This is a genomic window from Colwellia psychrerythraea (assembly GCF_000764185.1).
GTDB lineage: Bacteria > Pseudomonadota > Gammaproteobacteria > Enterobacterales > Alteromonadaceae > Colwellia > Colwellia psychrerythraea_B.
In genome coordinates this window covers 157,975-170,930 of sequence record NZ_JQEC01000021.1, presented here as the reverse complement: position 1 = coordinate 170,930, position 12,956 = coordinate 157,975, and the positions used below count along the sequence as shown (strand labels likewise).

Here is a 12,956-nt window from a genome sequence, read left to right as displayed (position 1 = left end):
AGATTATTTTAGATAGATTAAATCGAAAATAGTACGCCCATATAACCCCAAAGCAAAAAATTCTTTAACAAAAAGAACATATTTTAAACTACTATCAAACTTTGCAAAGCCAAGATTAGGATCAAAGAAAATAAAGCTCTTATCATTTTTATGTGTAATAGCTGCGCAAGCGTGACCTTTAACTTTAATAAACGATCGGCCAGACGGGCTTTTAAGAGAGCATTTAGCCATACCTTCTGGAGTTTGGCATTTTATAAGCGTCGAATTTCTCGACATAGATACCTTTGATATAGATTGATCAAATCCTGACATGCCTTCGCTGTAATTGCCACCAAATTGTGCTATTCTCTCGGCATAAACAAGTACACCTTTTTCCAAATGTGTATTTTTGTCATCCATTAAATTCTTTGAGTCAGGTATACTATCAAGCCCTAAAAAAGCTATTGATAACCCAGCACAAACACCGTCTTGTGCTTTAAGGCCAGTTTGCATACTGGTCCATCTCATACTCAGTCCGGCCCCTTGATCAAACTTTCTTGCTTTACCGCCATGACTTTTTACTAAATCTTGGAACTGTTTGAAACTACTCATAATAATTATCCTTTAAGCGTTTTTTTAATATTGATATGTCGTATTACATCACGCCTCGCCAAGAGGCAAAAAATTGTCGGCTAAGATAAGCGACAATAGAGCAAAAGCCAACTGTTTTTTGTACTTTTATAACAAATTTTTAACTTTAGTTTTGTAAGTTTTTTTCTATTAACGTATTTGAAATTGCTAAATACGTTTCATCTTCTATTTCTATATCGAATTCCTTGCAAAGAAGTTCCGGTTACCTTGCTGGTGTTGTTTATAGGTAAACCCATCATGAGATTAATATTTTAATCCGTTTGTTTAAAGGCTTCATTATTGTTAATCCTTGGCAAGCCCAATAAAACTGTTTAAGGTGGGAACAGCTAAATAACTGGACAGACAAGATGAGCGTCAAAGAACAATTACAACGACAAGTGCAATTTTTTCACCCTGAAAAGAAATATTCGTTTCTACGCGGTGGGTTCTCGAGCGGTGCCCATGCCGCTCTGTTTGGTTTACGCGAGCAATTTTATAACGCCATGAAAGAAACTTTTTCCAATCGAGTTAACGACGCTGCCAAAGAATTATGTACTAACAGTGACTACGTTCGCGCGATAAAGTGTCTACCAATCAAGGAACAAGGCAAGATTGTAGTGCTCGGCGATAGTTTAACTGACGATAGCCAATCATGGTTTTCGATGATCGAACGCTCTTTCGAGATTGTCAGACCAGACGACAAAATCCAATTTATTAACCTTGCTGTGTCAGGCGATACCACCGCACAGTTACTGGGTTCGGTAATTCCCGCAGCAAAATTAAATGCTGATTTGTATTTTAGTTTCAGTGGCACTAATGATGCTCGCATTCAAGGTGGTAGTCGTTACAAACCATGCACCAGTATTGATGAGGTTGCCCGCAATTTAGCCAGCGTGATTGACTTTTCTAAACAGCATACCCGTGTCCCTTGGGTTTGGCTCACACCCGTTGGTGTCGATACTGCGCGAATCGAAAAACATGATTTCTTTAAGCCATTGCAAGCCAGTTGGTGTAATGCTCACATCAGTAAAATCGCAGAACTTGTTAATTGCCAAGCGGAAGACGTTATTGATTTACGTCCACATTTTACAGAATTGGATAACAATTCTCTACTTGATGATGATGGTCTTCACTGGTCTGTTGAAGGTCATAAATTGGCAACTAAAATAATTGTTGATCAACTGGTCAACATATTAGCTTAGCCAGACTTTAGTGTCGACACCAATATAAAAACTATTAGCTGATTAAGTCTATATCGTAAATACAGGCTATGTAATGCTTGGTAAATAACCATTTAGAGCATGTGTATTAAACAAAACCAGGCTAAAGTTCCAACTATTGTATTTTTATAAATTACTTGCCCTTCTTTCTATTTCATTAAATTCTTTAATGAAATTATACATTTCGCCCACAAAAGTTAACAAGGTGTTAATTTGACGGTGTTATTTTGTTAAAAAAGTACAGTGTAATGCTTGTTTTCTTAGTTTTTCTCCAATATGCTGGTCAGACCAACTACAACGTCATGACAGCTAATAATATAAATTCAAGTAGCCTTTGTCATACAGTAAAATGAGAAAAGGTTAAATTATGTTGTTCTCTCTTAGCGATATTTTCATAAAATTACAGCAACGACGTTGGTATGGGGCAATATCATTCTGTCCATCTGGTCAGGAGTTGACGTATGGGTTTATGGCCGCACATCAAGATTGGTTGGAGCAAAATATCCAATTTTCTTTTGGTGACAAAATCATTGTTGTGACAACACCAACAACTGAAACAGTTTCTACATTGTTGTGGCTTTGGCACAAAGGTGCGGTTGTTGTACCCGTTAAACACGACATGCAAACAGATTCGATTGAAAAAATCGCCGATAATTGTCATTCGCATATCATGATCAAAGATCAAAACATCACTGAACTTAAGTCTTCACCACCATCCCAGTTATTGTTTAGAGAAAACAGCAAGCGTCAAGTATGCGGCACAGATCTGGCCTTATTAATTTATACTTCTGGCAGTACCGGTAATCCAAAAGGCATCATGTTGAGCCATAATAATGTGATTACCGCAATGAATTCTATTGCGACTTACCTTAAAATCGACACCAACGAGCATATTCTCTGCCTTTCTCCATTGTCATTTGATTACGGTCTCTACCAACTATTGTTCAGTTTGGCGTTTGATTGCAAAATCACTTTATTTGAAGAAAATTTCCACCCTGTCAAAGTTATCAAAGCGCTCGAAGAGCAGAAAATCACCCTGTTACCCGTGGTACCGGCTATGGCTATTCCACTGTCTAGAGTTATCAAGGCGTTAAAGCGCAAGTTGCCGCATCTACGCAAAATGACCAATACTGGCGGTCACCTTGGCGAAACCGTGATTGACGATCTAGTGAATTTAATTCCGCAGTTAGACGTTTATGCTATGTACGGTTTAACTGAATGTAAGCGTGCATTATATCTGCCACCGGATAAAACCCACAAAAAGCGAGGCTCTGTAGGTATTGCTATTCCTGGCCTTGAAGCAAAATTATTTATCACTGTGCAGTGCGAGGATGGTTTGCATTATCAAGAAGTAAGCAATGGTGAAGTTGGTGAATTATTCGTTCGCGGTGCAACCGTAATGCAAGGATATTACGGTCAAGCCAATGCTGGTGCGAATTTAATCCCTGGTAATTACCGTGACGATAATTGGCTGGCCACAGGCGACTTGTTCACTCAGGACAAAGACTGTTATTTCTACTTTAAAGGGCGTACCAAAGAGCTAATAAAACAAGCGGGTTTCTGTATTTATCCAACCGAAAGTGAAGCATTGATAGAGAAAAATTCGCTGGTACATCTTGCCGCCATCATTCAATCCAAAGACAAGTTCGGTGATGAAATAGCCTGCTTGTGTGTGCAGTTGCACGATGACAACAAAGAAAATGAAACAACTTTTGAAAATTGGCTTAAAGACAACATAGATGCAGATTACCGTCCGCGTGAAGTGCGATTTACTTGTCAAATGCAGCTTACCGACAACACGAAAGTCGACAAAAAGTCCCTTGTGGCCAAATTAGCGCTGGAGAATTAAAGTGCAACAAATTATGCAAATGCTGTCACAAGATCAATCACAAATTTCAACCCCCTGTTATTTTTACAGTATCAGCCGTTTGAAAAGTAATTTCGACGCATTAAAAGCTGCGCTGGGTACACAGGTGATCCTTTCAGTCAAAGCCAACAGCAATACTGATTTATTAGTACGCTGCACCAACTTTATGAATGACGGTTTTGAGGTTGCGTCAATTGCTGAACTACAAACCATTGTCGGAGGTGATCGAATCCGTTACGTTAATAACCCTGCTGCTGACAAAAAATTTTTTCGCGCAGCTATTTCGGGTAAAGCTCGGTTGGTCATAGACAGTATTGATCAGCTAAACATTGTTGCTGAGCTTTCTAAAAAACGCCCAATCGCTGGGATTATCTTACGACTGAACCCCGTTGTATTGAAACAGTTTAATAACGACCACCCTAAAGTTCGCCCGGATCAATTTGGCATGGACTGGGATTCAAGCTGTATCGCCATTGAGTTTTGCAAAGCGAATAACTTACCATTATTGGGCTTTCATTTATTTAAAGGCTCTTATAGTTTTGAACGCAGCGCCATGGCTACTGTGGACTCGGCCAAAGTTATCATTGCTGAAATGGAAAAACGTTACGGTCAGCCATTATCATTTGCCAATCTCGGCGGCGGTTTCAGCGAACGCTGGCAAGAAGCCACATTTGATTACACCGCTTACCGCGAAAAATTGGCTGAACTTCCGCCGCACATAACGCTTGCACATGAATCAGGGCGAGGTCTGATGGCCAGTATCGGCTATTTCGCCGTGCGGGTTCGTTATGTCAAACAAATTGAAAATGAATACTTCGTTATTTGTGACGGTGGTATCGCACAAAATTTTTTACTGGCGCAAACAGAAAACACTTTGCGCAGGCTAAAAAAGCCAACATTGTGGCAATCTCAGCCAAGTTATAAAAAATCCGCTTGCAAATTTGTCGGAAGTTCTTGCAGCAAAGACGATGTCATTGGCAAGCAGACTGAAGAGCATGTTTTACCGCAGCCTGGCGATATCTGTATTTTCGAACAGTGTGGTGCTTATAACGCCAGTTACACCGTTGCGCCTTTTTTGCACTTGCCCGCTGCCACTACTTACATTATTGAATAGGAGATCTCATGACCCAAGTACATAATATTTTTGGCCGCTGTATCACCTCATTCTTGGCCTTGAGCGGTGATGTACCACTGGCGATTGAACGTTTGGTCAATAATGCGGTTATCGGGTTGATGGACAGTGACATGATCATCGAAGACACCTTTGCACCAATGGCTGAATTGCAAGAACCACGTGTGGCACAGCCATTAGAAAGCTTTGAGCAAACAGTGTTTATCGACCAATTGACCGATAAAGTCATAATTGATGGATTTGGCCCTCATTTTCATCAAATCATCGGTTTATTCGGTTCAATCATGCTCGATTTGTGTGCCACTGACGAACAACGTCAATTGGTTGATAATTGGTTGGGACAAGGTCATTTTGGTAACTTTATGATGACCGATGCCGGAGGTCCAACATTGGCACAGTGGCAATCTACCCTGACTACAGCTGAAGCAGGACAGATCAGCCTAAATGTTGATAAAAAATGGGTGATTGAAGGACAAAACGTCGGTTTTTCTATGGTAGTTTGCCAACAAAAAGGCCGACCTTTCCCAACAACCGTATTGTTGTCACCACAGAAGTCAAAAGCATTGCAACAAAAAGCCTGTGGCGGCAGTTTTCTCGACGGTAATCTGCAATTAGGTGATGTTAAAGGTGAAGTGCTGATCAATAAAAGTGACTTCCTTTCTAAAGGTGGCCTCGCCAGCGTTAACCGCTTTTTAACCTTGGTTCGTCCCCGCTTCGTCAAGTCGTTAATGCATCACCTATTATGGCTGCAAGACCAAAAGCGTCTGACGCTTGACCATGATGATCTCAGCGTGATTGATTTTATAATCAACACGGCCAATTGGTGTACAGCCCAAGACAAATTCTCAATCCACTCGGTTGACCGAGTACTAGCATTAAAATTCACCAGCAACGAATTGTTGCAATCACTGGTGGTTAAAGGCGCAGTCAATGAAATTAACGACCAACGTGACCTGCTCGGCTTTACCAAAATGGAAGGTAGTTCATACCGATGTCTGTTTGAAATTTACAGTAAATTCAAACGGGGTCGACGATGAACACCGAGGTAAATAATCAGACAGTATCCGGTCTGGTGGTTAAAGGTATCGCCTTTACGCCGTTACCACAGCCACTATTTGATCAGCTTCGCCCAATTGACCAAGTAATGTCTATGTTGGTGCAATCCATAGGGCCACAAGTCAATCAACTGATTGAGCAAACGGGGATCCCAACCACAGAGTTTGATCGCCATTTTTTGTGTTCAACCATGATTGAATTGCCCTTTACCACTCAGTCAGTCAATTGGCCGGACATTGCTGGTCAACTGAAAGAATATGGGGAACATCAACCTGATACTTTCGTCAATGCGTATGAGTGTGCTTCATGGGGTTATTCGTTACGCCATTATCTAAAGCAGGCTGAAGGACAAAAATACCAAGCAAAATACATGATTGTTAGCATTATCGATGCCAACGTTTATGATTTTGAATTCTGGCGCTATAACGACCACTGGCAGCATTCTGGTTTTGGTATCACCACGGTTATACTCGAAGTGGAAACCCCTTTGACTGACGAAATTACCATAGGATCTGCGGTCACCCACAATGGCGTCGCTGAATTCGCCACTGTAGTACGTCGTACCATGATGAAAAAACCCGGTGCTGTAGTCGCACTACCGTTTTTCCCCGTTAATGTGCAAATGATGTTTGAAAAATTGCTTCGTGGTCAACCAAGCTTGCCAGACTTGCATGCCAAGTATGGGCACTGCTTTGGTGCTGATCCGTGGTTATCATTGCTAACACATGGTCTAAGCAACAAAATTGAACAACCACAGCGTTTTATGGCTTGCTCGGTGGCATTAAACGGTTATTACGCAATTGCAGAGCTGATGCTGACTTCAGATACCGTATTAATCATGAATAAGGAATGGCATCGTGGTTAAACAATTACAACAATATTGCGGCACACTCAGCCGTATGCCTTTTCCTGACATGCCTTCGATTGCCGAAGCACAAATGTTGCCATTGACTACCGATAACGATTTTAGCGTATTTGCCAACTTTACTAGCTCTCCCTATCCAGTGTTTGTTAATGTTCGTGAACATTATCAAATTTTATCCGATCTCGTTGACGAAGCGCAGCTGTGCTGGCCGAAGATCACCATAATCGTCAGAATATCAATGCCCGGCGGTATGCGTATTCCGGCCAATTTGTTGGCAGACAATGTGTTATTGCTTGAAGACATAACATGTGAAGAACAAAAACTCGTTGTCTTTGAAAATTCGCTGCTGGTGATCGAAGATTATTTCACTCGCATTGAAATAGATAACAATGACAACAGTGTCCGCTTGCGGTTGTACAGCAACGATGTGTTACCCTCTGGTGCCCTGCAGCCCTTGATTACCTGTTTGCAGAAACGGGGAGTAATATAAATGGCTTCACCACTGGTCATTTCACACTACTGGTCGGGCGACGCATCCGATGCGGACATAGCCATCATAGAATTGAAATTTAGACTAAATGCGTTGGGTGCTCTGCCAAGTCATGTCACTGTAGTCAGTGCCGGTGAGGCTTGTGTACTGCTAGACCCCATAGTATTTGAATTTTATCAGTGGTTGAGCGATCACTGTCATGTGACTTTTATCAGTGCTGCCTGTACCAGTGTACATGCGGGTATTTTAGATTTTTATCATAGCGATTTAGACGCCACCCTAGTGATCTCAATCGAGTTAGGTAAATCGTTCCAACAAAGCTGCCTAAACTCCCTAGGCATTGGCAACGACAATGAACAAAAAGGTCTGGATGTTATTCCTTGCGTTGGTTTTATTGCATTAAAGCGCTTAGTTGTCGGCAAAAAGATTGCACCCCATGAACTTGTTGTTGAACAATGCCAATTAATTAGCCAGCAACCTGGTATGACAGGCACACAATTGCTTATCCGTCAGCTTTATCAAGAACTGAAATCTTTACCTGCACATGTTTTACCAGTTTCATTTAATATTTGTTCTCTCTGGGCGAAATCCCTGTTTCGTGGCCTCGATAACTTATTTGCAGTCAATCAGCGATCCGTCAACTGGTTATCTAGTATTGAAAGTTGTCAACGTCATTATTTAAGTTTAAAACCTTTGCTTGAACTGCAGCTTTATCGACAAAAGCTGAAACAAAATAGCCTGCTATTTTTTACTCTCGGCGGCGGCGGTCGGGTCGGCATGTTGCAATTGGGAAAGAATATTAAAACTCCGATAAAACTACCTAAAGCGAGTTTCGAACAGCAATCATTGCTAAATGATATCAAGAGTTATCAATTGGCGAATAGCTTGATTCAGGCAGACAAATCAGCGTATTACAAACAGATAAGAGCAACGCTGAAGTATCCTCATTCCCGCTATCGCGGTAAAGATAATCATTATTTTAAATGGCAAATCCCTGGGAATATCGAACAAGCGGTAATTGTTCAACCTTCACCTGAGCAATCTACACCCCAGAAAAAAACACCTAAGAAAACAGCAAGCAAGCTAACGATAATAAAAACAATTACAGGAGCAAATGCATGATAAATAGTCAATTAATAATGCCGCAATATGACGTTGCTATTATCGGCGCTGGTTGGTCAGGGCTTGCCTTGGCGCGCCAGCTAAAGAGAAATAACCGTGATATCAGAATTATTCAACTGGAAGTCAGCACCGAATTTAAAGCTAAAATCGGCGAAGCCACCGTTGAGAATACTGGCCATTATTTTTTGAAAAAACTGGGTTTAGCCAATTATTTGTACCGTAATCAGTTACCTAAAAATGCACTGCGATTTTTCTTTGATAATGAAGACCACAGTCTACCTATTGAACAGATGAGTGAACAGGGAACCACCTATATTCCGCCCCACCCGGCTTTTCAGCTTGATCGCGCCAGTTTTGAATCGGCTCTAACTGATATGAACCGTGAAGATGATATTACCGTTTTACAAGGTGCTAAAGTTACCGATTTTGCATTGGATCACGAAACAGAGCACATAGTTAAATTCAACTACCAAAATGACAAACATGAAATTCGTTGCAAATGGCTGGTTGATGCCAGTGGCCGTGCTGGGGTAGTCGCCAGAAGGATGAAGAGTTACAGCCGTGAAAACGTCCCAAAACATAGCTCTGCATGGGGCCGTTTCAGCGGTGTTAAAGATTTTGACAGTGTTGGCACGCAGAAATGGCGTGACGGAGCTTCAAGCCGCTTTTTGTCGACTAATCATTTTAGTGGCCACGGCTATTGGATCTGGTTCATTCCGTTGAAGAATGGCCTAACCAGCATAGGGATAGTCTGTGATAAAACTAAGGTCAATAATCCGCCGATGAAGCAGGCAGATTTCATCGCCAAACTTAAAGAACATACTGCCATCGCCGATTTGATAGCAGAGGCCGAAATAGAAGATTTTGAAGCCTGGGGCCAGTTGGCTTATCGTGGTAAGGGCATAGTCAATCGCGAGCGTTGGGGAGCCACTGGTTTTGCTGCAATGTTTTTAGACCCCCTATTAAGTGGTGGCGGTGATGTCATTGCTATGGCTAATGACAATCTGACCAAACTTATCCTTGCCGATTTGAGCAACAAGGACAGACAAGCGGCACAGATAGCGCTGGATAAAGCGGTGCCTTACGCCAATGAAGTGGTCGATTATTATTACCAGTTTCTTTATGCCCAATTGATGAACCTTTATCCGGTGCTTGAATGTGCTGAGCTTTGTTCACCCGTGATGGCTTACATCAATGCCACCTATTTTATTACCAGCGCTTGGGATTACATGGCGGGCAACTTTTCAGATTATGAGCATTTTGCCAAAAATGACTTTATCCGTCGCGGTAATTACAGCCTTGAAATGCTGATGCAGCGTCAGATCCTCGAAGCGCTGGAAATATTACAAAACGAGAACCGTGCTTTTGTGCGTAACAACGAAGGCTTCTTTGAAACAGGTGCTGATCTGTATAAATACTATATTTACCAGATGGGTGAAAAAGGCAAAGACGGTTACCGTATTGATTTGCGTCTTAAATTGTTTACCGAGTGTTTTGCCATCGTGACAGGCGCTAAGTTGGGATTAGCTAAATTTGGTCGCCGACGTATCGTGCAAAATGCGCTTAATCTGCCAATGATTTTGCAAAAACCAACATTTGCTCGTGACGACTTGCCACAATTGTTAATCACCATGAGTAATAACCTCACTCAGGAATTACAGCAAACCACGGAACACAATGTTTTGGTCAACATTACTGAAGATTCGTTCAGTAATGAAGTGGTCGCAGTGACAATAATTGGCAATACGGCCGATGACGAGCAGCTGCAGAAGATTAACAAAACCGCTAATGATATCTGGATGCATCAGCAGGAATACATTGATCAAACCAGTTTTGTACCCATATTCCTACGGTATGCTAGACAGCAACCGCTAGATATTATGGATCCAATCCACCCGGTTAGACTCGAAACAACTGAACTGTGCGAAGTTTGATGAATACAGTCATGATCTCAGCCAGAGATGGTGCACAACTCGCTTGTCATTGCTACTTCCCCGAAACAGGCAGCAATACTTATGGCCGTTTACTGTTTCTTCATGGTGGTAGCTTTAACAGTCGTCGTTATGCCAACATCGCCAAAGCCTGTGTAAAAACTGGTTTTGAGGTGGTACTTTGTGATTTGCGTGGTCATGGTAGCTCTGAAGGTACGCCGGGTACTTGCGATTATGTCGGTCAACTTGAAGATGACATCAGTGACACTATTAGCTGGTTTGAACAAAAACAGCCATTACCATTGATCCTTGGAGGACATTCTTCAGGCTCAGTAGTGTGTCTGCGTTATATTGTGAAATATGGCCAGGATAAACTTTCAGGATGTTACTTTATTGCCCCCGCCATAAGTAACACGCTGGAGCCGTTGCGTTTTGATGGTCCCACCAGCAAAAGAAGCTTTTTGATGAATTACTGGCGTAAAAAACCCAGTTTTCATCCAGCACCGAAACCAACCCTCAAACACATTCCCAAAATGAACAATGGCAAGTTTTTGTTGGCTCTGGCATTGCCGTTGTTACGTCATCGCACAGTAATGAGTTTTCCCGGCTCAGCTAAAATGGCCGCACTTGAAGGCCGGGTTCTCAATTATTCGTTTAACCTAATGGCCTCGGTATCAATACCTAAATACAGTAAAGCTTTTCGTCAGATTAACGTACCAATCGCCTTAATTTGCGGAGAACTTGATGAAATTCTGCATCCTTCATTTTTAACTACTGTTGCGCAATGGCATTTATCACCAACACTGGATAAAGAAGTGCATATGCTTGCGAAGCTCAATCATATGTCAATACTAAGCGGTGCAGCTCGAGTGCTGCCGCAATGGTTAGCTCAACGTTGGACAAAACCAGTAATGACTCAAGCACAAGATGAATACTTGGTGGGACAAACAGAATGAGTAAATACGATGATAAATATGCCAAGCAAGCTTGTGTGTTACGTATGTATGTGACAGCTCCGCAATTGCCTAATCATCTAGAGCTGCAAGGCTTTGAACAAGAGCAATGTTATATCAAAGGTTACTTGACTAATGAAGAGCTAATTTGTGAACAACTGAATATTGAAACCGGCAATCAACAATCCTTACTTAACGCAGCACTCAAACGTTGGGGCGTTGAGGTGAATAAACACCTTTGCGGCGATTATGTGCTCGTTTGGCTTAATGACGAACAATTGCTAGTGACCAGTAGTGCTCGTTCAAGCTTTACCTTGTACTACCAAGAACATAACGGTCTTGTTGTGGCTACCGAGTTAAGCCATTTAAGTCAAAAAAGGGAGACAAGACTAAATAAGGCGCAATTGTTACAACTACTAACTTTGGGACCGATTGCAGGTAAACATACCTGTTTTGAACATATTAACCAATTGCAAAGTGGTGAAACTCTGCTCTGGCAATTACAGCAAACTCTTAAATTAGGTAGTAAAGAAGCTTTTAAACAAAGCTATCAAGCAAAGTTGTCTCATGCCGAGCAATTAATACTTGTGCAAGACAACAATTTTCCGATTGCTGAGCCAATAACCCCTCGAGTCATTGACGATATAGATTTAACAGAGTTGTTCAACCAATTGCCATTATTGGCCCATCGCCTAGGTGAACCGGTTATAGATATAGCGCTGGCCCATTTCGACAGTCTCGTGCAAGCCAGTAAAACCGAGACACTGTTACTTGATGAAAGCTGGCTCAGTGCGCGTAATATCATCAGTGAACAATGTTTTCACCTGCGTTTTAGTAGGTGCAAAAGCATTTTAAAACGTCCACTGTTAAAACAGCGCGAACAACTGACCAAGTTACAGCAGCAGTTAACTACTGATTTTTCTGCGGAACATAACGAACAATGTAGTGTTTTATCGTTCAGTCAATGGCTTGATTTGCATTATGTTATACCTGCATGGTGTCAAATATTACAACGCATTTGCCAACATCACGGTAAAACGCTGATTAACCCCTATGCACGTCCTGAACAGATCATGAAGCTAGTGAGGCAAACCGACAATCAGCCTAAAGCCTATTTTTCATTACAACAAATTAGCTTAGCCAATGTCTATGATGCCATGCAGCGTTTATTTCATCTTGGCGAAGCCAAAACCCTCAAGCTGTTCAACCTAAACCCAGCGATTACCGCCCGTCTTATTAGACAGCAAACAGACCCACCTCAGAAGGTCGAGCAGTTATCCGTAATACTGCTGACCTTTGATTATTTGACTCGATTTCATCCGGCTCACTTAAATTGATTTAACTATAAACACAATAACCCCGATAAAAACAATAACTTAAAAAGGTAGAGAATAATATGATAGAAGTAGGTCAAACATTACCGGAATTAAAAGCACAGATTGCAGAAATGCTTAATAAAGGCGACGTTGATGTTGATGCCCCTTTAGGTGAACTGGGTGTAGATTCATTGAACATTGTTGAAGTGATTCTCATCGTTGAGCAATTGTATCCCGATGTCACCGACCCAGATGCACTGACTTTTGACGAACATACAACTTTGTCACAAATGGATGAGCAATTGGTCGAGTCTTCAGTCGAAGTCTGAACCCATATCGCCCGCCAATTCTGGTAACAGTATTAGTGGGCGGCTAATTATGTAAATGGCTTATTT

The 12,956-nt window shown here is 41.7% G+C and carries 12 protein-coding genes; 11 read left to right on the top strand and 1 reads right to left on the bottom strand.

Annotated features, from left to right (window positions below):
• Positions 1-3: 3 nt before the first annotated feature.
• On the bottom strand, positions 4-591 hold the full coding sequence (locus tag GAB14E_RS12740) for a YopT-type cysteine protease domain-containing protein (RefSeq protein ID WP_033082127.1): 588 nt from the start codon (positions 589-591) through the stop codon (positions 4-6).
• Between the two features lie 386 nt (positions 592-977).
• Between GAB14E_RS12740 and GAB14E_RS12745 the strand changes: the two genes are divergently transcribed.
• The 11 genes from GAB14E_RS12745 to GAB14E_RS12785 all read left to right on the top strand — a co-directional run bounded on the left by GAB14E_RS12745 (position 978) and on the right by GAB14E_RS12785 (position 12,890).
• On the top strand, positions 978-1,811 hold the full coding sequence (locus tag GAB14E_RS12745) for an SGNH/GDSL hydrolase family protein (protein WP_033082126.1): 834 nt from the start codon (positions 978-980) through the stop codon (positions 1,809-1,811).
• Positions 1,812-2,298: 487 nt separating this feature from the next.
• Positions 2,299-3,678: a class I adenylate-forming enzyme family protein gene (locus GAB14E_RS24105; protein WP_052093648.1), complete on the top strand. Its 1,380-nt coding sequence runs from the start codon at positions 2,299-2,301 to the stop codon at positions 3,676-3,678.
• A gap of 1 nt (position 3,679) precedes the next feature.
• The gene (locus tag GAB14E_RS12750) at positions 3,680-4,810 is read left to right on the top strand and encodes a type III PLP-dependent enzyme domain-containing protein (RefSeq protein WP_033082125.1); all 1,131 of its coding nucleotides are present in this window, start codon (positions 3,680-3,682) and stop codon (positions 4,808-4,810) included.
• An 8-nt stretch (positions 4,811-4,818) separates the two neighbouring features.
• Positions 4,819-5,865 (top strand): hypothetical protein, encoded by a 1,047-nt coding sequence (locus GAB14E_RS12755; protein ID WP_033082124.1) that lies wholly within the window; start codon positions 4,819-4,821, stop codon positions 5,863-5,865.
• Complete coding sequence (locus tag GAB14E_RS12760) at positions 5,862-6,749, top strand: beta-ketoacyl-[acyl-carrier-protein] synthase family protein (protein ID WP_033082123.1); 888 nt, start codon at positions 5,862-5,864, stop codon at positions 6,747-6,749. Before GAB14E_RS12755 ends, GAB14E_RS12760 begins: the two co-directional genes overlap by 4 nt.
• A complete protein-coding gene (locus GAB14E_RS12765; protein WP_033082122.1) occupies positions 6,742-7,239 on the top strand; it encodes a hypothetical protein in 498 nt (165 codons plus the stop codon). The genes GAB14E_RS12760 and GAB14E_RS12765 overlap by 8 nt, the downstream gene beginning before the upstream one ends.
• Positions 7,240-8,361, top strand: a complete 1,122-nt coding sequence (locus GAB14E_RS12770; protein WP_033082121.1) for a hypothetical protein — start codon at positions 7,240-7,242, stop codon at positions 8,359-8,361.
• On the top strand, positions 8,358-10,295 hold the full coding sequence (locus GAB14E_RS12775) for an NAD(P)/FAD-dependent oxidoreductase (protein ID WP_052093647.1): 1,938 nt from the start codon (positions 8,358-8,360) through the stop codon (positions 10,293-10,295). Before GAB14E_RS12770 ends, GAB14E_RS12775 begins: the two co-directional genes overlap by 4 nt.
• Before the next feature lie 11 nt (positions 10,296-10,306).
• On the top strand, positions 10,307-11,248 hold the full coding sequence (locus GAB14E_RS24100) for an alpha/beta hydrolase (protein WP_197061187.1): 942 nt from the start codon (positions 10,307-10,309) through the stop codon (positions 11,246-11,248).
• Positions 11,245-12,582, top strand: a complete 1,338-nt coding sequence (locus GAB14E_RS12780; RefSeq protein WP_033082120.1) for a hypothetical protein — start codon at positions 11,245-11,247, stop codon at positions 12,580-12,582. Before GAB14E_RS24100 ends, GAB14E_RS12780 begins: the two co-directional genes overlap by 4 nt.
• Positions 12,583-12,641: 59 nt before the next feature.
• The gene (locus GAB14E_RS12785) at positions 12,642-12,890 is read left to right on the top strand and encodes an acyl carrier protein (RefSeq protein ID WP_033082119.1); all 249 of its coding nucleotides are present in this window, start codon (positions 12,642-12,644) and stop codon (positions 12,888-12,890) included.
• Positions 12,891-12,956: the final 66 nt, after the last annotated feature.

Coding starts and splice junctions, on each gene's coding strand:
- GAB14E_RS12740 (WP_033082127.1), bottom strand. CDS start 591: ATGAGTAGTTTCAAACAGTTCCAAGATTTAGTAAAAAGTCATGGCGGT.
- GAB14E_RS12745 (WP_033082126.1), top strand. CDS start 978: ATGAGCGTCAAAGAACAATTACAACGACAAGTGCAATTTTTTCACCCT.
- GAB14E_RS24105 (WP_052093648.1), top strand. CDS start 2,299: ATGGCCGCACATCAAGATTGGTTGGAGCAAAATATCCAATTTTCTTTT.
- GAB14E_RS12755 (WP_033082124.1), top strand. CDS start 4,819: ATGACCCAAGTACATAATATTTTTGGCCGCTGTATCACCTCATTCTTG.
- GAB14E_RS12760 (WP_033082123.1), top strand. CDS start 5,862: ATGAACACCGAGGTAAATAATCAGACAGTATCCGGTCTGGTGGTTAAA.
- GAB14E_RS12770 (WP_033082121.1), top strand. CDS start 7,240: ATGGCTTCACCACTGGTCATTTCACACTACTGGTCGGGCGACGCATCC.
- GAB14E_RS12775 (WP_052093647.1), top strand. CDS start 8,358: ATGATAAATAGTCAATTAATAATGCCGCAATATGACGTTGCTATTATC.
- GAB14E_RS24100 (WP_197061187.1), top strand. CDS start 10,307: ATGATCTCAGCCAGAGATGGTGCACAACTCGCTTGTCATTGCTACTTC.
- GAB14E_RS12780 (WP_033082120.1), top strand. CDS start 11,245: ATGAGTAAATACGATGATAAATATGCCAAGCAAGCTTGTGTGTTACGT.
- GAB14E_RS12785 (WP_033082119.1), top strand. CDS start 12,642: ATGATAGAAGTAGGTCAAACATTACCGGAATTAAAAGCACAGATTGCA.